Origin of the sequence: Streptococcus sanguinis (assembly GCF_001078705.1) — a bacterium.
Classification (GTDB): domain Bacteria; phylum Bacillota; class Bacilli; order Lactobacillales; family Streptococcaceae; genus Streptococcus; species Streptococcus sanguinis_D.
This window is the reverse complement of the sequence record NZ_CDMW01000001.1, coordinates 2,121,319-2,143,206: the sequence shown is the minus strand read 5'-3', so window position 1 is coordinate 2,143,206 and position 21,888 is coordinate 2,121,319. Positions and strand designations below refer to the sequence as shown.

Annotated in this window: 20 protein-coding genes; 16 read left to right on the top strand and 4 right to left on the bottom strand. The window is 45.9% G+C overall.

All coding sequences use genetic code 11. From position 1 onward, the window contains the following. Window positions 1-40: 40 nt before the first annotated feature. The 4 genes from SSV_RS10830 to SSV_RS10815 all read left to right on the top strand — a co-directional run bounded on the left by SSV_RS10830 (window position 41) and on the right by SSV_RS10815 (window position 3,417). Window positions 41-1,144 (top strand): Gfo/Idh/MocA family protein, encoded by a 1,104-nt coding sequence (locus SSV_RS10830; protein WP_002894435.1) that lies wholly within the window; start codon window positions 41-43, stop codon window positions 1,142-1,144. 62 nt (window positions 1,145-1,206) lie between these two features. After that, window positions 1,207-2,124, top strand: coding sequence for an N-acetylneuraminate lyase (locus SSV_RS10825; RefSeq protein ID WP_072074777.1), 918 nt, complete (start codon window positions 1,207-1,209; stop codon window positions 2,122-2,124). 33 nt (window positions 2,125-2,157) lie between these two features. Next, complete coding sequence (locus SSV_RS10820; protein WP_072074776.1) at window positions 2,158-3,042, top strand: ROK family protein; 885 nt, start codon at window positions 2,158-2,160, stop codon at window positions 3,040-3,042. Between the two features lie 45 nt (window positions 3,043-3,087). Next, window positions 3,088-3,417 carry a DNA helicase gene (locus SSV_RS10815; protein ID WP_072074775.1) on the top strand — a complete coding sequence of 110 codons (330 nt, stop codon included), beginning with the start codon at window positions 3,088-3,090 and terminating at the stop codon, window positions 3,415-3,417. Window positions 3,418-3,515: 98 nt separating this feature from the next. Here the strand turns inward: SSV_RS10815 and SSV_RS10810 are convergent, their stop codons facing one another. Then, window positions 3,516-4,580 (bottom strand): DUF4839 domain-containing protein, encoded by a 1,065-nt coding sequence (locus tag SSV_RS10810; protein WP_072074774.1) that lies wholly within the window; start codon window positions 4,578-4,580, stop codon window positions 3,516-3,518. Window positions 4,581-4,672: 92 nt separating this feature from the next. Further along, the gene (locus SSV_RS10805) at window positions 4,673-5,512 is read right to left on the bottom strand and encodes a MurR/RpiR family transcriptional regulator (protein ID WP_072074773.1); all 840 of its coding nucleotides are present in this window, start codon (window positions 5,510-5,512) and stop codon (window positions 4,673-4,675) included. A 415-nt stretch (window positions 5,513-5,927) separates the two neighbouring features. Here SSV_RS10805 and SSV_RS10800 point away from each other — a divergent pair, with 415 nt between their 5' ends. The 12 genes from SSV_RS10800 (at window position 5,928) to thrC (ending at window position 18,594) form a co-directional block, all read left to right on the top strand. Beyond that, a complete protein-coding gene (locus tag SSV_RS10800; protein WP_072074772.1) occupies window positions 5,928-6,251 on the top strand; it encodes a hypothetical protein in 324 nt (107 codons plus the stop codon). Beyond that, window positions 6,241-8,196 (top strand): V-type ATP synthase subunit I, encoded by a 1,956-nt coding sequence (locus SSV_RS10795; protein WP_072074771.1) that lies wholly within the window; start codon window positions 6,241-6,243, stop codon window positions 8,194-8,196. Before SSV_RS10800 ends, SSV_RS10795 begins: the two co-directional genes overlap by 11 nt. Before the next feature lie 133 nt (window positions 8,197-8,329). Continuing rightward, window positions 8,330-8,809, top strand: a complete 480-nt coding sequence (locus SSV_RS10790) for a V-type ATP synthase subunit K (protein ID WP_002898768.1) — start codon at window positions 8,330-8,332, stop codon at window positions 8,807-8,809. 10 nt (window positions 8,810-8,819) lie between these two features. Next, on the top strand, window positions 8,820-9,410 hold the full coding sequence (locus SSV_RS10785; RefSeq protein WP_072074770.1) for a V-type ATP synthase subunit E family protein: 591 nt from the start codon (window positions 8,820-8,822) through the stop codon (window positions 9,408-9,410). A 10-nt stretch (window positions 9,411-9,420) separates the two neighbouring features. Next, complete coding sequence (locus SSV_RS10780; RefSeq protein WP_072074769.1) at window positions 9,421-10,434, top strand: V-type ATPase subunit; 1,014 nt, start codon at window positions 9,421-9,423, stop codon at window positions 10,432-10,434. Continuing rightward, on the top strand, window positions 10,421-10,741 hold the full coding sequence (locus SSV_RS10775) for a V-type ATP synthase subunit F (RefSeq protein ID WP_002894448.1): 321 nt from the start codon (window positions 10,421-10,423) through the stop codon (window positions 10,739-10,741). The genes SSV_RS10780 and SSV_RS10775 overlap by 14 nt, the downstream gene beginning before the upstream one ends. Window positions 10,742-10,748: 7 nt before the next feature. After that, window positions 10,749-11,444: a GNAT family N-acetyltransferase gene (locus SSV_RS10770; RefSeq protein WP_072074768.1), complete on the top strand. Its 696-nt coding sequence runs from the start codon at window positions 10,749-10,751 to the stop codon at window positions 11,442-11,444. A 108-nt stretch (window positions 11,445-11,552) separates the two neighbouring features. Then, window positions 11,553-13,343: a V-type ATP synthase subunit A gene (locus SSV_RS10765; RefSeq protein WP_072074767.1), complete on the top strand. Its 1,791-nt coding sequence runs from the start codon at window positions 11,553-11,555 to the stop codon at window positions 13,341-13,343. Next, window positions 13,330-14,724, top strand: a complete 1,395-nt coding sequence (locus tag SSV_RS10760; protein WP_002902006.1) for a V-type ATP synthase subunit B — start codon at window positions 13,330-13,332, stop codon at window positions 14,722-14,724. Before SSV_RS10765 ends, SSV_RS10760 begins: the two co-directional genes overlap by 14 nt. Beyond that, window positions 14,721-15,344 carry a V-type ATP synthase subunit D gene (locus tag SSV_RS10755; RefSeq protein WP_004192619.1) on the top strand — a complete coding sequence of 208 codons (624 nt, stop codon included), beginning with the start codon at window positions 14,721-14,723 and terminating at the stop codon, window positions 15,342-15,344. Before SSV_RS10760 ends, SSV_RS10755 begins: the two co-directional genes overlap by 4 nt. A gap of 551 nt (window positions 15,345-15,895) precedes the next feature. After that, window positions 15,896-16,993, top strand: a complete 1,098-nt coding sequence (locus SSV_RS10750) for a LysM peptidoglycan-binding domain-containing protein (protein WP_072074766.1) — start codon at window positions 15,896-15,898, stop codon at window positions 16,991-16,993. A 116-nt stretch (window positions 16,994-17,109) separates the two neighbouring features. Further along, window positions 17,110-18,594: a threonine synthase gene (thrC, locus tag SSV_RS10745; RefSeq protein WP_072074765.1), complete on the top strand. Its 1,485-nt coding sequence runs from the start codon at window positions 17,110-17,112 to the stop codon at window positions 18,592-18,594. Between the two features lie 43 nt (window positions 18,595-18,637). On the opposite strand, the gene pulA is transcribed toward thrC, so the two are convergent. Both pulA and SSV_RS10735 read right to left on the bottom strand, forming a co-directional pair. After that, window positions 18,638-20,713, bottom strand: coding sequence for a type I pullulanase (gene pulA / locus SSV_RS10740; RefSeq protein ID WP_072074764.1), 2,076 nt, complete (start codon window positions 20,711-20,713; stop codon window positions 18,638-18,640). A gap of 117 nt (window positions 20,714-20,830) precedes the next feature. After that, window positions 20,831-21,814 (bottom strand): LacI family DNA-binding transcriptional regulator, encoded by a 984-nt coding sequence (locus SSV_RS10735; RefSeq protein WP_072074763.1) that lies wholly within the window; start codon window positions 21,812-21,814, stop codon window positions 20,831-20,833. Window positions 21,815-21,888 lie beyond the last annotated feature (74 nt).

Genomic DNA, 21,888 nt, shown 5'->3' with positions numbered 1-21,888 from the left:
TTAAAAATAGGATATTGTATTAAACAACAGGAGAATAAAAATGGTTAAATATGGCGTCGTAGGAACAGGATATTTTGGAGCTGAATTGGCTCGTTATATGCAAAAAAATGATGGTGCAGAGATTACGATTGTTTATGATCCAGAAAACGCGGAAGCAGTAGCTGAAGAGTTAGGAGCGAAAGTTGCAGCTTCGATAGATGAGTTAGTGGCTAGCGATGAAGTTGACTGTGTTATTGTAGCTTCTCCAAATAATCTTCATAAAGAACCGGTTATCAAAGCAGCTCAGCATGGAAAAAATGTTTTTTGTGAAAAACCAATTGCTCTTTCCTATGAGGATTGTCGCGAAATGGTAGATGCTTGTAAAGAAAATAATGTGACCTTTATGGCGGGGCATATCATGAACTTCTTTAATGGTGTTCATCATGCCAAAGAATTAATCAATCAAGGTGTGATTGGGGACGTTCTATATTGTCATACAGCTCGTAATGGATGGGAGGAGCAACAACCATCAGTATCTTGGAAGAAAATCCGCGAAAAATCTGGTGGTCACTTATATCACCATATCCATGAATTGGACTGTGTTCAATTTCTTATGGGTGGGATGCCTGAAACTGTTACAATGACTGGCGGCAATGTAGCTCATGAGGGAGAAAACTTTGGGGATGAAGATGACATGATTTTTGTTAATATGGAATTTTCAAACAAGCGTTTTGCTTTGCTAGAATGGGGTTCTGCTTATCGCTGGGGTGAACACTATGTCTTGATTCAAGGGACAAAAGGTGCGATTCGTCTGGACTTGTTCAACTGTAAAGGAACTCTCAAATTAGATGGCCAAGAAAGTTACTTCCTAATTCACGAGTCACAGGAAGAAGATGATGATCGTACTCGTATTTACCATAGTACCGAAATGGATGGAGCGATTGCTTACGGAAAACCTGGTAAACGTACCCCATTGTGGTTATCATCTGTTATTGACAAGGAAATGCGTTATCTTCATGAAATCATGCAGGGAGCACCGGTAACAGAAGAATTCAAAAAATTATTGACAGGAGAAGCAGCTCTGGAGGCTATTGCAACAGCAGATGCATGTACTCAGTCTATGTTTGAAGATCGTAAAGTTAAATTATCGGAAATTGTAAAATAAAAGATGTGGGGATGAAACAATAATTTTCATCCCTCTCATTTCTAAAACATTAGGAGAAAACTATGTCAGATTTAAAAAAATACCAAGGTGTCATTCCTGCTTTCTACGCTTGCTATGACGAGGAGGGTGAAATCAGCCCGGAGCGGACTCGCGCTTTAGTGGAATATTTCATCGCCAAGGGCGTGCAAGGTCTTTATGTCAACGGTTCTTCGGGCGAATGTATCTATCTGAGTGTAGAAGACCGAAAACGAGTTCTAGAAGAAGTGATGAAAGTTGCTAAGGGTCGTCTGACCATCATTGCCCATGTGGCTTGCAACAATACTAAAGACAGCGTGGAGCTGGCTCGTCATGCGGAAAGTTTGCGAGTCGATGCTATTGCAGCTATTCCGCCGATTTATTTCCGTTTGCCAGAGTATTCGGTTGCCCAATATTGGAATGACATCAGTGCGGCGGCGCCTAATACTGATTTCGTGATTTACAATATCCCTCAGCTGGCTGGTGTAGCCTTGACTCCTAGCCTTTATAAGGAAATGCTCAAGAATGAGCGCGTGATTGGTGTGAAGAATTCTTCAATGCCGGTGCAGGATATTCAAACCTTTGTAGCTCTTGGGGGAGAAGATCATGTAGTCTTTAATGGTCCAGATGAGCAATTCTTAGGTGGCCGTCTTATGGGTGCTGCAGCCGGTATCGGTGGTACATACGGAGCTATGCCAGAGCTCTTCCTCAAACTCAATCAACTGATTGCTGACAAGGAATTAGAACGTGCTAAAGAATTGCAATATGCGATAAATGCCATCATCGGAAAATTAACCAGCGCTCGCGGCAATATGTACGCTGTTATTAAGGGTGTTTTGGAAATTAACGAAGGCTTGGCCATCGGATCTGTCCGCTCTCCTCTGACACCGCTACAGGAAAGTGATCGGCCAATTGTGGAAGAAGCTGCTCAGTTGATTAGACAAACCAAGGAGCAATTTTTATAAGCAACAGGATAAACACTAGAGAGAAGGTGTGCTATGAAACACTATGTTGCTATTGATATTGGCGGCACCAATATCAAGTATGGCTTAATCAACGAGGCGGAAACCTTGGTGGAAGCACATGAAATGCCAACGGAGGCCCACAAAGGCGGTCCGGGAATTATGCAGAAAGTTGAAGGCATTGTTGCAGGCTATTTAGAAAAAGGAGCTCTAGCTGGGATTTGTATTTCATCAGCTGGTATGGTGGATCCAGACAAGGGTGAAATTTTCTATGCTGGGCCACAGATTCCGAATTACGCTGGGACCCAGTTCAAAAAAGTGCTGGAAGAAACATTCTCCCTGCCTTGTGAGATTGAAAATGATGTCAACTGTGCTGGTCTGGCGGAGGCTATGTCGGGTAGTGGCAAGGGAGCGAAGATTGCCCTTTGTTTGACAATCGGTACAGGTATTGGAGGCTGTCTGGTCGTAGATGGTCAGGTCTTCCATGGCTTTAGTAACTCTGCCTGTGAGGTTGGGTACCTGCATCTACCGAACGGAGCTTTCCAAGATGTGGCATCTACAACTGCTTTGGTCAATTATGTGGCTGAGCTACACGGAGAAGACGCAGAACATTGGAATGGCCGTCGGATTTTTAAAGAAGCAACTGAGGGCAATAAACTCTGTATTGAGGGCATCGATCGCATGGTTGGCTATCTGGGTCAAGGAATTGCCAATATCTGCTATGTCGTTAATCCAGAAGTTGTTATCCTAGGAGGCGGCATTATGGGACAAGAAGCTATTCTTAGACCGCGTATTCAGGCGGCTTTGCAGGATGCTTTGGTTCCAAGCATTGCTGACAAAACCAAACTGGCCTTTGCTCATCATCAAAATACTGCGGGTATGTTTGGAGCCTACTATCATTTCAAAAATAGACAAGTTTAACCTGAGATTTTTCTCAGGTTCCTTGTCTTTTAAGAGGAAAATCAAATGGCAGAAAGAAGTTTCATTCAGGAAGCTGCTCAGCTTCTAGGTTCTTTGATGGAAGATTTTCAAAAGAAGGCAATTCAGTCAAGAGATGAAATCCGCTTTTACGAGTGCTTAGCAGAAGTTTTAAGGAGCTTGGAGAAAACCAAGGCCCTGGATAACCGTCTTCTCATTGCTCTTGAAAGCTTCCATAAAAGTGTTAGTTTTTTAATTGGTCTTAGTAGCCTCAAAATGGATCAGCCTACTTATCAAAAGTGGCGTGCCTACGATGCCTTTCATATGGAAAAAGTTCAGCCCCAATTAGAAATCTATGGGCCAATCTTCCCCTTGTGAAAGAAAGAGGAAAAATTTAGACCAAAAAAGAAAACGAGTCAGAAAATCCTGATTCGTTTTTATTGTTTGTGGGTATTGCGGCGGTAGTAGGTTGAAATCTACCGAGGTTTCACTTCAATAGGGTCAAGGCCAAATAAATAATTATCTCTAGGAACAATTGTAGCTTTAATATGGATATTTTGATTTATTCCAGTGACTCCTTGTTTAGATAGATTAGTAAGGCTAACTCTATGAAGTTGGAAAGCTGGGCCTGTGAGTGCCCCTGTATCGCCTGCATAAATCAGTACATCAGCATTATATTTCGTATTCGTAAGGCGTTGGATGTCTGCGATATATCCATCAAATTCAACAACTTTCCCAGAATATTTCTTTGTAAATTCTTTTATTTTTCCCTCTTCATCAGTTTGTAGAATAGATGCAAATTCGGCATTGTTTTCGGTAGTTATTACTTCTTGAGTAGAAGAACTAGAGTTTTGTATGTCCTTTTCAGGTGAAGTGGCTGTACTGGAATTTTCGACATTACTTATAGGTGATTTTTCTTCAGTTGTCTGTTCAGGAAAAGTATGGTAAGAAACAATTATTTCAGTATCTTTATTAATTTTTTCATTTTTCTTGAAATCTGTTATTCCATCTACTTTAACTTGATCAATTGTTCCATCTTTTTTTAACCAACCAAATACCAAATCATCAATTTTTTCAGTTTTTATGTTAGTGAATCCAGCTTTTTTCAGTTTTTTAACAATATCTTTATAATTTTGGTTTGAAATTTCTTTAGAAGAAAAGGGGAGACTAATTAAATTCTCATCCGCTTCGTTGGAAGCAAAAGAGTGATATGAGATAGTAATTAAGGAATCCTTTCGAAATTTATCACTACTGTTGAATTTTGTTTTGCCGTCAATTTTAACTTCTTCAACATCACCATTTTCAATGTCCCCTTCTTTAGTAAAAACTCCGAGTGGTAAATCTTTAATTTCACTGGTTTTTATATTAGTAAAACCTGCATCGTTTAACTTTTTGATAACATTCTGATATTCTTGATATTTAGCTTCTTTACTGGAAATAGTTACCTTAATGGAATCCGTAGAATTCGCGTTGACAACATAAGGCGTTTGTAATGAAGTTAATAATAAACAACAAGAAAGATAAATTCCTAATTTTTTCATAATAAGCTCCTTTTAACCTTTTAGTTAAAGTATAACATAACAAGTAGAACAATAATATAATTTGTAAAATTATTCCAATATTTATTTTCTTTTTATCTTCTCCGATAATAACCATTTAATTTCTGATTCTCCCAAAAGCTGTTAAAGATTCTTTCTTTTTTCTCGCGGTTAATCTCGAGGAAAAAGGCATAGATAAGATCGATCATGAGAAGCATGGGGAATTGTGCGGAAATCCGCAAGATAAACTCAGGCTTGCTTTGAAGGGCAACAGGAACGACTTCAGTGAAGTTTTCTTGAATCTTTTCAGGTTGTCCGGTCACCAAGATGGTTTTTGCTCCCATATTTTTAGCGTCAATCAAGCTGTCAATGATGGACTGGGTCTGTCCGGATAGAGAAAATCCAATAACGAGGCAGTTCTTGTCTAGAATACTAGTTGTCCAAGCGAAGCCATCTTGATCGGTTAGAGCTTCACAAACGACTCCCAGTCTCATGAAGCGCAGCTTCATATCACGTGCTACTAAGCCCGAGCTCCCTGTTCCAAAGAAATAAACTCGGTCCGCCTCTTCTATGATTTGAGCCACTCGCTCCAGCTTTTCCTCATCTATCAGTTCTTTTGTCTGCTGGTGGATTTGATTGTAGTTGTACAAGACATGACGAGATAAGTTGTTTTGCATAATATCCGCCTCGGTTTGTGCCTTTGGTAGATCCTGTAGATATTGAAAGCTAAATTCCCGATAACCTTTAAAGCCACATTTTTTGGCGAAACGGGTCAAGGCTGCTTGAGAAATGTGCAAGGTTTGAGCGACTTGCAAAGAGGATAAATCCTCTTGAATGCTATTTGGATCCAAAAAATAGTGACCAATCCTCTGTTCCAAGTCGGTCATCTTGTCAAGATGGCTCTCAATGATGGTCAAGATATTCTGCTGACTCATAAAATCACTTTCTTTATGGGTTTGATGTTTATTAAAAGTTTAAGGGCTGCTCTGGCTGGAAGGTACATTTGAAGCCTCTTTTACTTTTATGCTATTCTATATTTGTCTTAGAATGTATTTACATTATAACATAGTTATAGACAAATAAACCGTTTGCAAGACTGAAACTTATCAAGAGTATACAGCTGAGACTGATTTGTAAGTATTGAAATGAATCAAATTTATATCTGCTTTTCCTATCAGTTTGAGATAGATGTTTAGCAATCTCTGACTGTTTTTCTGAAAATATGATATAATTTATGCAAGTACGAAGCTGTATTCCAGAAGATGACTATACCAGATGTTGGACAGTCAGCCAGGAATACAGATTTTAAAATCCGTTTTCGAAGGTTTTTGAAAACGAGGGGGTGAATAGATGGCCAATGAAACACTTGAAAAAATGCAGGAAATTGAGACTGCCGCAGAAGAAGTTTTGAAGGGCTATAGGACGCAGGCTCAGGAGCTGCGGCAGCAGGTAGATGAAAATCTCAGGCAGCTGGGTCAGACCTATGACAATGAAACGCAGAAGCTAGCTGAGGAATTAACCGCGTCTTCCCAGCAAAAGTTGGTGCTCCTGCAGCAAGACTTGGAGCAGACAACCCAGCAAAATGAGGACAAGGTTGCGGCTGCGCTGACGGATAAAAAAGCAGACTTCGCGCGAGCTATTGTAGACAAGGTGGTAGAAGCCTATGGCCATTAGTCAAATGCGGCAGCTGTCTCTGCTTCTGCCCAAGGAACTGCTGGACCAGCTTCTCTTTTACCTACAGGGCTTAGAGTCGGTTCAGATTCATGACTTACGGCAGGAAGAGGACTGGCAGGCAGCCTTTGAGCAGGCTTTAGTTGGCCGGCCAGATCGGCAGCTATCTCAGCAGGATTTGCTCAGTCGTCAGGAGAAATTGGAACGGCTAATTGCAGAGCTGGAGCCTTTTATGCCCAAAAAGAAACTGCTGGAATCCTTAAAAGAAGAGCCCTTGGAGCTATCCTTTGCTGCTTTGGAGCAGGCAGGGAAGGCTCGCGATGAGGTGGCACTATTAGAAGGAATCAGCAAGCAGCTCAAGGTCTTACAAGATGCCAAGGATCAGATAGAAGCTGACCGCTTGGAAGTAGCTGCGCTGGAGAAGTGGGAGCCGCTGGAGCTAACACCGCAAGCAGCCGCGACTTTCAGTCATCTGGGAGCGTTAATTGGGACAATTCCCAATACAGACGACGATGCTCTGCGCCTGACTCTGGGAGCACATCCTGACCTGAAGTTTCAGGAAGTCTTTACCGATGATACGGAGCACGGGATTCTTATTTTTTACAAGGCAGGCTATCTGGAAGAAGTTCGCAAAGTATTGAAAGAGTACGGTTTTAAGCCCTTTGAGTATGACCATGCGGAACTGCCTGCTGAGCGGATATCCCAGCTCAAGGCCAATATTCGACAGCAGGAGGCTGTGGCGGAAGCTATGACCAAGAGTCTGGCAGCTTCCAAGAATGAACTGGATCAGCTCAAGGTTCAGCTGGACTATCTCTGCAATCTCTCCTCCCGTCAAGAAAGTAAAAATCAGTTAGCCAGTACGCAAAATCTAGCGGCTTTGGAAGGCTGGATCGAAAGCAATCAGATTCAAGCTCTTGAAGCTTGCTTGAAGGAGCAGTTTGGTCAGAGCATTCTCATCCAGACCAGAGAGATTCGACAGGACGAGGAGGATAAGGTTCCGACCAAGCTAAAAAACAATACCTTGGTGGAGCCTTTCGAGCTAGTGACGGAGATGTATTCCTTGCCTAAATATGGTGACAAGGATCCAACCCCTGTCGTTTTCCTATTTTATTTTGTATTCTTTGGCATGATGGTTGCCGACATTGGTTACGGTCTCTTGCTCTTTGTGGGCACCAGTCTGGCGCTGCACTTCTTGCATGTCAAGCCGGGGCTGGCTAAGAATCTGCGATTCTTCCGTCTGCTGGGTGTGGCAGTCATCATATGGGGACTAGTTTATGGTTCTTTCTTTGGATTTGAACTGCCCTTCGCTCTGATTAGCACCAGTTCCGACGCCATGACGATTCTGGTTATTTCGGTCGTCTTTGGCTTCATTACAGTGCTGGCGGGCCTCTTCCTCAGCGGGCTGAAAAATATTCGCATCAAGGATTATGCAGAAGCTTATAATGCAGGCTTTGCTTGGGTACTGATTTTGCTAGGGCTGCTGCTCTTGGCCCTGGGGAATTTCTTCCCATCCTTGTCCTTTGCGGCAACGATTGGTCAGTGGCTGGCCATCATCAATGCTCTGGGCGTACTGGCAGTATCCATTGTCAGTGCTAAGAGCTTGGCAGGATTGGGGTCAGGTCTCTTTAATCTTTACAATGTCAGCGGTTATGTGGGAGATCTTGTCAGCTTTACGCGGCTGATGGCTCTGGGGCTTTCGGGAGCCAGCATTGGCTCGGCCTTTAACTTGATTGTCAGTCTCTTTCCACCAGTAGCCCGCTTTAGCATTGGCATTCTGCTCTTTATTGCTTTGCATCTGGTCAATATGTTTCTATCTTTTCTGTCCGGTTATGTGCACGGAGCACGTTTGATTTTCGTGGAGTTCTTTGGAAAATTCTACGACGGCGGCGGCAAGCCTTTCACTCCGCTCAAGCCTAGTGAAAAATACGTTCAGCAAAGCAAGAAATAGAGAGTAGGAAGCTGTACTCAACGAGGAGCGATTCATCTTTGGGAATACAGTTTCTACAACATCAAAACAAGCAACATTCATTAAACTAGCTGTTGATTTTACGATGATTACAGCATTTTCATAGGAGTAAATCATGGAACATTTAGCATCATATTTTGGAACTTACGGTGGCGCCTTTTTTGCAGGTCTGGGAGTAGCTTTGGCGGTTTTTCTCAGCGGAATGGGCTCAGCTCTAGGTGTTGGAAGCACTGGTCAGGCAGCAGCAGCTCTCTTGAAAGAGCAGCCGGAAAAATTCGCTCAAGCTTTGATTTTACAGCTTTTGCCAGGTACCCAAGGTCTCTATGGCTTTGTTATCGGGATTACCGTCTTCTTTAATATCAAGCCGGAATTGGCTCTGCAGTCAGGAGTAGCTTATTTCCTAGCAGCTCTGCCAGTTGCCATCGTAGGCTACTTTTCAGCCAAGCACCAAGGTCGAGTGGCGACAGCGGGTATTCAGATTTTGGCCAAGCGTCCAGAAGAGGTCATGAAAGGGGTTATCCTAGCGGCCATGGTTGAAACCTACGCCATCTTGGCCTTCGTTGTATCCTTCATCATGGTTCTGAATGTGAAGTAAGGAGGCTTTTATGTCTGACATATCAGATCTCAAAGCTTCTGTCATGGAGCAGGCTCACGAGAAGGGGCGTTTGCTTTTGGCCGAGGCTACTGAGAAAATAGAGCAGGAAGCCAAGGAACGTGAGGCCCAGCTGGTTCGGCAAAAGCTTGGACAGCGGGAACAGCAGCTGAAAGAAATCAGCCGGCGCAGTCAGCGCGATATTCAGCAGCTGGAAAATCAAAAGCGCCAGTCTACTCTGGTCATCAAACAGCGGGTTCTCAGAGAGCTTTTTGAGGAAGCCTATGCTCAGATGGCAGCTTGGTCACAGATTGAGGAAGAGCATTTTCTGAAGAGTGTCCTGGCTAAATACCCAGAGGAAGAGTTGACACTGACTTTCGGTGCTCTATCAGCTGAGAAATTCAGCTCCAGCCAGTTAGAAGAATTGAAAAGGGCTTTTCCTCAAGTACACTTTTCAGACCAGTCCATAGCCGGTCAGGCAGGTTTTGTATTGAGCCAAGGACGGGTGGATGATAGTTATCTCTATCGTGACTTGCTGGACTCAGTCTGGCAGGAGGAAAGCTACCGTCTGGCTCAGGATATTTTCAAAGACCAGGCAGAATAGGAGGCGGACCATGAGTGAAAAAAACTTCTCTCAAGTCAATACAGCCATTAGTGTGCAAGAGGCTTCCTTTTTGACACCCCAGCAATATGATCAGTTGCTGCAGACTGACGATCCTGCCAGCCGTTCGGCTCTTCTGCAGGGAACGGTCTATGCCATGGATGCTGAAGCGATTAAGGATCTCAATGCCATTGAGCAAGTACTGATGAAGCATTTGTATTCCGTTTATAATTGGGCGCTTGAGATCAGTCCAAGTAAGGAGCTGGTGGAGATTTTCACGCTCCTCTATACTTACCACAATCTCAAAGTTTTTCTCAAGGGTCGGGCGACAGGTCAGTCCTTGGAGCATTTGCTGATGCCGGTGGGGACCTATTCGCTGGAGGTTTTGGAGCACTTGGTCATGGCCTTTTCGGCTGAGTATAGTCCAGATTTCATGCTGGACGAGGTGCTTGCGACCTGGCAGGAATACCAGGATTATCAGGATGTGCGCGTGCTGGAGATTGGCATGGACATGGCTTATTTCCAGCATCTTAAGCGTCTGACACAGGAGTTGGAAGATGAGAGCCTGCGGCAACTGGTGAATCTAACTATTGATTTTTACAATGCCATCACCGTCAAGCGGGCTGTTGGTTTGGGCAAACCGCGCAGCTTTATGAGACAGCTCCTGTCTGATGAAGGAAGCCTTTCTGCTGCCAACTGGATTGCCATGGCAGAGCAGGGGGATTTCTTGACTTGGTTTAGCCAGGTCAATCCCTGTGGCTACGATCTGGATCTGCGCTCCTATGAGGAGAAAATGCGGAACCAGACCTTGACGACAGTAGAGCTAGAATATCTGGCGGACCTCTTGCAGGCTAAGTTGCTTGCGGATGGTCAGTTTGAGACAGATGGCCCGCTCCCTCTGGCCCGCTATCTGCTGGGTAAGGAGTTGGAAGTTAAGAATCTGCGGTTGATTTTGACCGGGATGGACAATCAGCTGCCAGTAGAGCTTATCAGAGAAAGGATGCGACCGATTTATGGACAAGACTAGCTACAAGATTGCGGTCGTGGGGAATCGCGATACCATTCTCCCTTTTAAGCTGATTGGTTTTCAGACCTTTCCAGTGAAGGAAGCTCAGGAGACGGTTAATACCCTGCGTCGGCTCGCCCGTGAAGATTTCGGCATTATCTATCTGACGGAGGATATGGCTGCGGATATTCCAGAAACCCTGGCCTACTATGACCAGCTGGAGATTCCTGCTCTTGTGCTCATTCCTACCCATAAGGGGAGCACGGGACTGGCTCTTTCGCGGATTCATGAAAATGTCGAAAAAGCTGTCGGACAGGATATATTGTGAGGTTTTTATGCGAATCAATCAACTAGGTCAGCCTATTGGGGATGCTCTGCCGGATTATCAACCGGGAGATTTGCCCAATCTGGAGCGAATCGAAGGCCAGTATGTTATTATCGAGCGTTTGTCCAAGGACAAGCATGGGGCGGATTTGTATGAAGTGTATGGTCCGGATTCTCCTGCGGATATGTGGACCTATCTCTTTCAAAATCCTGCCCAAAGCCAGGAAGAATGGTCTCAGTTGCTAGATCAGATGCTGGCGGCACAGGATCGTTTTCACTATGCCATTGTGGACAAGGAGAGCGGCAAGGCTCTAGGAACTTTTGCCTTGATGAGGATTGATCGAAATAACCGCGTTATCGAAGTGGGAGCTGTGACCTATTCGCCTGAGCTGAAGCGCACCAGACTGGCTACTGAAGCCCAGTACTTATTGGCCCGCTATGTCTTTGAAGAGCTGGAGTATCGCCGCTATGAATGGAAATGCGATGCCCTTAATCAGCCGTCGAGGCGGGCAGCAGAGCGGCTTGGTTTCACCTACGAAGGCAGGTTTCGTCAGGCTCTTGTCTATAAGGGGCGCAACCGAGACACTGACTGGCTATCTATGATTGACAAGGATTGGCCGGCCGTCAAGAGTCGTCTAGAAAAATGGCTAAGCCCAGACAATTTCGACGAAAAGGGCCAGCAAATAAAAGCCTTATCTGATTTTTAAAATAAAAAACAATAATACTCTTTGAAAATGAAATTCAAACGGATGCTTAGTTTGCTCTTTGATTTTCATTGAGAAACAACAAAAATCTCCCAAGAATGGAGGAAGATTGTGAGTCAAGGAAAGATTATCAAAGTTTCTGGTCCTCTGGTGCTGGCATCAGGGATGCAGGAAGCGAATATTCAGGATATCTGCCGGGTTGGCGATTTGGGGCTAATCGGTGAAATTATTGAAATGCGGCGGGACCAAGCTTCTATTCAGGTTTATGAAGAAACTTCTGGCTTGGGTCCGGGAGAGCTGGTCATCACGACTGGGAGTCCTCTTTCCGTTGAACTGGGGCCAGGTCTGATTTCCCAGATGTTTGACGGGATTCAGCGGCCTTTGGAGCGTTTCCAGACCATCACGGAGAGCGACTTCCTCGTCCGCGGTGTCCAATTGCCAAATCTAGACCGGGAGACTAAGTGGGATTTTGTTCCAAGTCTGTCTGTCGGAGATGCGGTTGAGGCTGGGGATATTCTGGGAACGGTGCAGGAGACCAATCTGGTGGAGCACCGCATCATGGTGCCGGTCGGTGTCAGTGGACGTTTGACCAATATCTCGGCTGGCAGTTTCACTGTCGAAGAGACTGTTTACGAGATTGAGCAGGCGGACGGGTCTGTCTTTAAAGGGACTCTAATGCAAAAATGGCCGGTCCGTCGTGGGCGTCCTTTTACTCAGAAGCTGATTCCGGTTGAGCCTTTGGTGACAGGTCAGCGGGTTATTGACACCTTCTTCCCCGTGACCAAGGGCGGAGCAGCAGCTGTACCAGGGCCATTTGGAGCTGGTAAGACTGTCGTTCAGCACCAAGTGGCCAAGTTTGCCAATGTTGACATCGTTATCTATGTCGGCTGCGGAGAGCGTGGCAATGAGATGACCGACGTACTTAATGAATTTCCAGAACTGATTGACCCGACGACAGGCCAGTCCATCATGCAACGGACGGTGCTGATTGCCAACACCTCCAATATGCCGGTGGCGGCCCGGGAAGCATCGATTTACACAGGGATTACGATCGCAGAATACTTCCGCGACATGGGTTATTCTGTAGCCATTATGGCGGACTCCACTTCTCGCTGGGCAGAAGCTCTGCGGGAAATGTCCGGCCGTCTGGAAGAAATGCCGGGTGACGAAGGCTATCCAGCCTATCTTGGTAGCCGGATTGCTGAGTATTACGAGCGGGCTGGTCGGGTCAAGACACTTGGTTCAACTGCGCGTGAAGGCTCTATTACTGCTATCGGGGCCGTATCACCTCCGGGTGGAGATATTTCTGAGCCGGTGACGCAAAATACCCTGCGGATTGTCAAGGTTTTCTGGGGCTTAGATGCACAGCTGGCTCAACGCCGGCATTTCCCAGCTATCAACTGGCTGAGCTCTTACTCGCTCTATCTAGACGAAGTGGGAGCATATATCGACCAGCATGAGAAGATTGCTTGGGCAGAAAAGGTCACCAAGGCCATGAATATCCTGCAAAAGGAAAGCGAACTGCAGGAAATCGTGCGTTTGGTGGGCTTGGATTCCTTGTCTGAGAAGGACCGGCTGACTATGAATGCAGCCAAGATGATTCGCGAGGACTATCTGCAACAGAATGCCTTTGATGATGTGGACACCTATACTTCTTTCAAAAAGCAGGTGGCTTTATTGAGCAATATCCTGACCTTCGATGCGGAGGCCAATGGGGCCTTAGAGCTGGGGGCTTATTTCCGGGAAATCATGGAAGGAACGGTGGAGCTGCGTGACCGAATTGCCCGCAGCAAGTTTATCCATGAAGACCAGCTGGAAAAAATTCAAGCTCTCAGTCAGACTATCGAGGAAACCCTGCACCAGATTCTTGCCCAAGGAGGACTAGACAATGAGCGTCATTAAAGAATACCGCACCGTCAGTGAAGTTGTCGGCCCTCTGATGATTGTCGATCAAGTCGCTGGTGTGCATTTCAATGAATTGGTAGAAATCCAGCTGCATGACGGTAGCAAGCGCCAGGGCCAGGTTCTGGAAGTCCAAGAAGACAAGGCTATGGTTCAGCTTTTTGAGGGATCTAGCGGTATCAATCTGGAAAAAGCCAAGGTCCGCTTTACTGGCCGTCCGCTAGAGCTGCCAGTGTCAGAAGACATGGTGGGCCGGATTTTCAATGGCATGGGCAAGCCAATTGATGGCGGCCCAGCTATTTTGCCAGAAAAATATCTGGATATTGACGGTCAAGCTATCAATCCAGTAGCTCGCGACTATCCGGATGAATTTATCCAGACCGGTATTTCGGCCATCGACCACCTCAATACCTTGGTTCGGGGACAAAAATTGCCAGTATTTTCTGGCTCTGGTCTGCCCCACAAGGAATTAGCAGCTCAAATCGCCCGTCAGGCGACCGTGCTTAACTCCGATGAAAACTTCGCCGTGGTCTTTGCTGCCATGGGGATTACCTTTGAAGAAGCCGAGTTCTTCATGAATGACCTCCGGGAGACGGGAGCCATTGATCGCTCAGTGCTCTTTATCAATCTGGCTAATGATCCGGCTATCGAACGGATTGCGACGCCGCGAATTGCCCTGACAGCAGCCGAGTACCTAGCTTATGAAAAGGACATGCACGTTCTGGTCATCATGACCGACATGACCAACTATTGCGAAGCCCTGCGGGAAGTTTCCGCAGCTCGTCGTGAGGTGCCGGGCCGCCGTGGGTATCCGGGCTATCTCTATACTAACCTGTCCACCCTCTATGAGCGGGCTGGTCGTCTGGTCGGAAAGAAAGGCTCGGTGACACAGATTCCAATCCTGTCTATGCCAGAGGATGATATTACCCATCCAATTCCAGACTTGACGGGTTATATTACAGAGGGGCAGATTATCCTTTCACGCGATCTTTACAACAGCGGCTATCGTCCGCCCATCAATGTCCTGCCATCTCTGTCTCGTCTCAAGGACAAGGGATCGGGTGAGGGCAAGACCAGAGGTGACCATGCCGCAACTATGAACCAGCTATTTGCCGCCTATGCGCAAGGCAAGCAGGCTAAGGAGTTGGCTGTCGTTCTGGGGGAATCCGCCCTGTCCGAAACGGACAAGCTCTATGTACGCTTTACCGACCGCTTCGAGCAGGAATACATCAATCAAGGTTTCCAGACCAACCGAACCATCGAGGAAAGCTTGGATCTGGGCTGGGAACTCCTGTCCATCTTGCCAAGAACAGAGCTTAAGCGGATCAAGGACGATATGATTGACCAATACCTGCCGCAGACCAAGGAGGAAGAAAGATGACACGACTCAATGTCAAGCCGACTCGGATGGAGCTGAATAACTTAAAAGCCCGTCTCAAAACGGCTGTCCGTGGGCATAAACTGCTCAAGGACAAGCGGGATGAGCTGATGCGGCGCTTCATTGAGTCTGTCCGTGAGAACAATCAGCTTCGCCAAAAGGTCGAATCCGCTCTGGTCGGTCACCTGCAGGACTTTGTCATGGCCAAGGCGCTGGAAAGCGACCTCATGGTCGAGGAGATTTTCGCTGTGCCCATGCGGGAGGTCAATCTGCATGTGGAAACAGAGAATATCATGAGTGTGCGCGTGCCCAAGATGCACGCCCATATTGACAATCCCTACGGTGATGACGAGGGAGACGTGGTTTATAGCTATGTGGCTTCTAACAGTCAAATGGATGAAACCATTGAAAGTATGAGCGATTTGCTTCCTGACCTGTTGCGACTGGCTGAGATTGAGAAAAGCTGCCAGCTCATGGCAGATGAAATCGAGAAAACCCGCCGTCGGGTCAACGGACTAGAGTATGCTACCATCCCTGACCTCAAAGAAACCATCTACTACATCGAAATGAAGCTGGAAGAAGCCGAACGAGCCAGCCTCGTCCGAATGATGAAGGTGAAGTAAGATACTAAGACCGTTAAGAGCTCCCAGCAAAAATAGAAAAATAGACGAAGAGGCGTTAGCCTCTAGGAGATTTTGTCTTTTTTGCTAAGAGCTTAGGTCGGGTTCAGTTTAGCAAAATACAAAAAAATAAAGAAAACTGAATAAAAAAGTAGGAACTGGACGATGGATTCGATGAATCCTACTCTAGTTCTTTTTTTTTTCGAGTTTTTAGCCGAAGCTCAATTTAGCTGTGCTAACAAGAATAGATATATTTACAGCAAAAATAGACGAAGAAGCGACAGCTTCTAGGAGATTTTCTCTTTTTTGCCAGGAGTTTAGGTCGGGTTTAATGTAGAATACAAAGGGCTTAAATAAGACCAAAATAGAAAGAAATAAGAACCTCTCTAAAGGGGTTCTTTTGCTGATTGCTCATTTTTAAATGTTACAAACAAATCTCCATATTACAGAGGGCAGACAGTTCTGTTAAATAGGTCGAAAAAGGCTTTTTTCTTAGAAGATTTATGGTAAGATGGTTTTTGTATCATGAATGATTAGGAAGGTGCATTTTGCATATGAAAATGAATAAGAAATTACTTTTGGCTTCAACTGTTGCTTTGTCAGCATTGCCTTTGTTGACAACGCGAGCTGAGGAGCAGCCACAAAACTGGACTGCCAGAACAGTTGAGCAAATTAAAGCGGATATTACGAGTAATGAAAACCAACAAACGTACACTGTTCAATATGGAGACACTTTAGGAAATATCGCTCAAGCGATGAACATTGATCTTGTTGACTTGGCTAAAATCAACCAAATTGCCAATGCTGACTTGATTTTCCCAGGTACTGTTTTGACTATTACAACAAATGGGCACAACGAAATTACCTCTGTAGAAATCCAAAGCTACCAAGCAGGAAATAATGCAGGTTTGGTAACGGAAGATTATACAGCAAGTGAGATTTTTGGTACTGAACAAGCCGCTCCAGCGGCACCGGCTCAAGCAGCAGAAACTCCAGCTCCGGCTATTGAGGAAGCTGTTGCAGCTCCAGCAGACCAAACACCAGCGCCTGTTGAAGAAGCTCCTGCACCAGTAGCAGAAGTTGCAAGTGAAGCAGCCCCAGCTGCGGAAGCAAATGCAGCCGCTCCTGTAGAGGCAGCGCCACAGCCAGTAATTGCTGCAAGTCCAGCAGCTCCAGCAGAGGCGGCTCCAGCAGCGACTGAATTAGGCCAAGACCAAGTTAGTCAAGCAACTGCCGCTGTTGAGCCAACAACTTACAATGCTCCAGCTGTAACAGACGCAGCTAGCGTGACAACTAACAATCCTGCTAATGAAGGTCTTCAGCCACAAACTGCAGCTCTGAAAGAAGAAATAGCAGCTAAATATGGAATTACAGAATTCAGTCTCTATCGTCCAGGTGATAGTGGTGACCATGGTAAGGGCTTGGCAGCTGACTTTATCGTTGGTGAGAATACTGAGTTAGGAAATCAGGTTGCAGCTGATGTTACTTCTAACATGACCGGAAGAGGAATTTCTTATGTTATCTGGCAACAGAAATTCTATGCACCATTTGATAGCATTTACGGTCCAGCCAATACTTGGAACCAAATGCCAGACCGTGGTAGTGTGACTGAAAACCATTACGACCACGTGCATGTATCTATGAATGAATAAATAAGACAATTAAAAGCCCAGAAATGGGCTTTTTCTTATATTCTCTGTGAAAAAGCGAGAATTTTCTGATAAATTTTGGTATAATAAAACGAACTACAGATAAAGGAAAAGAAAGAATGACTTTAGTTTATCAATCAACACGCGATGAAAAGAATAGAGTAACAGCTAGCCAGGCTATTTTGCAAGGTTTGGCAACAGACGGAGGCCTTTTTACACCCATTACCTATCCGCAGGTCGATTTGGATTTTGCCAAGCTCAAAGACGCTTCTTATCAGGAAGTAGCCAAGCTAGTTTTATCTGCCTTTTTGGATGATTTTTCTGAAGCGGAGCTGGACCACTGTATCACCCATGCCTACGACAGCAAGTTTGATGATGCAGCGATTGCTCCCTTGGTCAAGCTGGATGGTCAGTATAATCTAGAGCTTTTCCACGGAGCGACCATTGCCTTCAAGGACATGGCTTTGTCCATCCTGCCTCACTTGATGACGACAGCAGCTAAAAAGCACGGCTTGGAAAACAAAATTGTTATTTTGACGGCGACGTCTGGCGACACAGGCAAGGCCGCTATGGCAGGCTTTGCGGATGTTCCAGGAACTGAAATCATCGTCTTTTATCCCAAAGATGGTGTCAGCAAGGTCCAAGAGCTGCAAATGACGACGCAGACGGGTGCCAATACGCATGTGGTTGCCATTGACGGTAACTTTGACGATGCCCAGACCAATGTCAAGCGCATGTTTAACGACCCAGACCTACGAGCTCGTCTCTTGGAGCACAAACTCCAGTTTTCATCAGCTAACTCTATGAATATCGGCCGTTTGGTGCCTCAGATTGTTTACTATGTCTATGCTTATGCTCAGCTGGTGAAGACGGGAGAAATCACAGCAGGAGACAAGGTCAACTTTACCGTTCCGACTGGGAACTTTGGGAATATCCTAGCGGCCTACTATGCCAAGCAAATCGGTCTGCCGGTTGGCAAGCTAATCTGCGCATCAAATGAAAACAATGTCCTGACAGACTTCTTCAAGACTCAGGTTTATGATAAGAAGCGGAGCTTCAAGGTGACGTCTAGTCCGTCCATGGATATTCTGGTTTCCTCTAACCTGGAGCGTCTGATTTTCCATCTGTCTGGTAACAGCTCTGAGAAAACAGCTGCTTTGATGGCGGCTCTGAATGAGCATGGACAGTATGAACTGACGGACTTTGACGCTGAGATTTTAGAGCTCTTTGCGGCTGACTATGCGACAGAAGAAGAAACAGCAGCTGAAATCAAGCGGGTCTATCAGGCCTCTGACTACATCGAAGACCCTCATACGGCTGTCGCGTCTGCTGTCTATCAAAAATATCTGGCAGAGACAGGGGATCAGCGCAAGACTGTTATCGCGTCTACCGCTAGTCCCTATAAATTCCCAGTTGTAGCCGTTGAAGCTGTGACTGGCCAAACAAGCCTTAGTGATTTTGAGGCTTTGGACCAACTGCACGAACTTTCTGGCGTAGCCCTTCCACCAGCTGTGGACGGCTTAGAAACAGCCCCAGTACATCACAAAACGACGGTCGCTGCAGACCAAATGCAGGCAGCAGTCGAAGATTATTTGGGATTATAAAAAACAAAAACATCAGCTTATTCATTGGCTGATGTTTTATAATCTATTTCAACACAATCAATTGCTTGCCAGCTAGGCTATAACTGTCAGCTAGAGGTGCGATTGGTTTTTGGGCATCAATGGCTGGGTATTGGAGATGCAATCTTTGCTTGTTTTTGTTTTCGTAGACAGCCTCTTGGCTGCTAAAGTTGATGACGATGTTCATGCTCGCTTTGCTGTCTTGGATTTTGTACTCCAATAAACTGTCTGTCAGCCAGTTGACCTGACAAGCTTGCTTGATAGCGGCGCTGGTCTTTAGATGCAGCAGCGGATGTGCCCTGCGAAAGGCAATCAGATTTTTAAGAAAAGCAATATCCTCTGTGTAATGCAGGGAGCGCAGCCAGTCTAGTTTATTGATCTCGTCAGGCATATTGTAGGTGTTGTCAATCAGATTCTTAGTCCGGAAAAATTCCTGACCGCTGTGGATAAAGGGAACACCTTGAGCCAGCAGGACGAGTTGGAGAGCCAGCCGCGAATTGGCCAGCCGATCCCGTAGAGTGATAGCAGGGTTGACGATGTCAAAGTAATCAAAAATCGTTGCATTGTCATGGCACTCGACATAATTAATAGCCTGCTGGGGCGCTATGAAGTGAGCCTCGCCTTTTAGACCGATATTGGCTGTCAGGACATTCTCAATCTGACTGGCAGGAGTCTTGCTCTCGATTTGCCTGCCTTGGGCGATGGTCTGCTTGAGACTGTCACGGAAATGATCGCTGAAAAACCCATAATCCGGAAGCTGGGCAGCATTGTACTGATGAGCCAAACGTTCACTTGCCAGCCCAGTATCCATCTGCCAGCCTTCGCCGTAGAGGTAGATATTAGGATAGAGCGTCTTTAGCTCGTTGGCTATCTGCTGCATGGTTTGGATATCTAAAATTCCCATCAGATCAAAGCGGAAACCGTCAAAGCCATAGAGGCTGACCCATTGTTTGACCGACTGCTTGATATAGCGGCGGGCCATGGCCTTCTCACTGGCTACATCATTGCCGCAGAAGGTCCCGTTGGTCCGATAGCCCATGTCATTGAGTCGGAAAAAATAGCCGGGCACAATTTTTTCAAAAGCATAGCTGTTGGCATCATAGACATGATTGTAGACCACGTCCATGATGACGCTGATATCAGCATTGTGGAAGGCAGTAATGGCCGCCTGTAGCTCTAAGATGCGGGCATAAGGGTCTCGCGGATCGCTGGTAAAACTGCCATCTGGGACATTATATTGGACAGGATCGTAGCCCCAGTTGTAGACGAGCTCTGGATGCTTTTCATCAACGCTGCCAAAGTCATAGACAGGCATAAGTTGCACGTGGCTGATGCCTAGCTCTTTCAGATAGTCCAAACCGAACTTCTGGCCGTGGACGACTGGTGATTCGCTCAGCGAGGCAAACTTCCCAGGATAGGAGAAGCCAGCTTCTTTCTGCATAGAGAAATCGCGGACGCTCATTTCATAAATGACGGCTTCTGTCGGATCCAACTGTGTTTTTGCTCGTTTGATTGGCTTTTTAATCTTGTCTAGATCGATGACATAGCTGTTGCCCGAATTGACATCTGAGGCTAGGGCGTAGGGATCGTGGACTTCCACCCACTTGCCATTGATCTTATGGAGATAAGAATAGGAGGCTCCCTCTAAATCTCCTTCAATCCGAGTATGCCAGACTCCCCTATCCAGACGTTTGAGATGGTGAACCTGGTCTTTCAGATGCAGGAGGACTTTTTCGGAAATGGGTGCCCAGAGTCTGAAGTCGGTGGCTTGGGGGCTGTACTGAGCTCCCAAATCGTCGCCTGCATAGTCAAAAATCTCATCGAAAATAGGCTTTTTCACGATATGGCGGTACTGCAGGTCGGTATGGTTGCGGTCTTGATCATAGACCTTGTAGGACTGCGTCAAGTCAATGGGCTCATTAGCTGACACGGTGTAGATAATCCGCTCTTCCTGATTGTTGATATTTTTGATAGTTAAAGGGCTGGAGCTGTGCTTGTCTTCCAGTGTAAAGTGGATGGAATAGGCATCAAAGCTTTTTTCCAGTTCGATGGTGATGATGTTTTCGTCATCTAAATAGGCTTGAAAAATACGAAAGGCCATGTTTTTCCTCTTTCTTTGTCGGTTTCTCTTCGGGTAATTGCTTTTAGTTCAGGCTCTGCCCTGGGTTGGGACAAGGCCGATATGTGAAGCGTTGATAAATGAGCAAAAGCACTCGGATTAGTGAGTGCTGATGCTATGCGGAATCAGCTGTCGATAGCAGATTTGCTTGTCTTCTTTATTGTCCTTGATGATTTGGAAGAGGGTCCGGAAAGACTCTTTACCAAGCTCGAGGGCATTGATATCGATATAGGCATCCACATCAATGCGCGGTTTGATAGAATCAAAGGTGATAATGGGAATCTGGTAGTCCTGATCTTTGAGATAGTGCAGGGCTCCTTCTGCTACCAAGGTATCAGAGGTTACGATAGCTTCAATCTCATCCAGCGGCAGCTCCTCCATAATCTTGTAACTGTTGTCTTCCAGAAGGAAACCGAAAGCAAATTTGATAATGCGATCATCCAAAGGTCGGTCTGCTTCATTTAGGGCTTGCTTGTAGCCTGTGTAACGATCTTGGGAAACGACCAGCTCCTTATTCCCGGCCAGAAAGGCGATTTTCCGATAGCCCTTGTCAAGGAAGTATCTGGTCGCGTCATAGCCGGCCTTAATATTGTCATTGTCCACCAGAGAGATGAAAGGTGAGACAGCTTTCCCAAGGATAAGGAAGGGGAAGTTGTTTCTGACTGCAAAGTCGACCAAAGGATCGTCCTGCTTAGAATAAAGGAAGATCAGTCCGTCTACTCGCTTTCCTAAAATCATCTGCTTCATATTTTCCAAGCGGTGCTCTTCATCTTGCCCGGTGCTGATCTGGATGGCATAGTCATAGTCAGAAGCAATCTGAGAAATCCCCCGCAACACAGTTGGGAAAAAAGGGTTTTGATAGAAGACATCTGAGTCGTCCGGCAGGACCAAGCCGATGACCTGGCTGGACTGGCTGACCAGACTTCTGGCATTGAGGTTGGGATGATAGTCCAGCTCCTTCATAGCAGCACGGACCCGTTTTTTAGTTTCTTCACTGATGGTTGATTTGTTTTGCACGACGCGGGTCACAGTAGAGGGCGACACGCCTGCTAGTTTTGCGACTTCTTTGATAGTAACTCGCATAAAAACCTCCTAAAGGCCTGCATTTGCTGGAAATCCTTGATATATCATCAACTATTTTAAATCTAGTAGTAGAA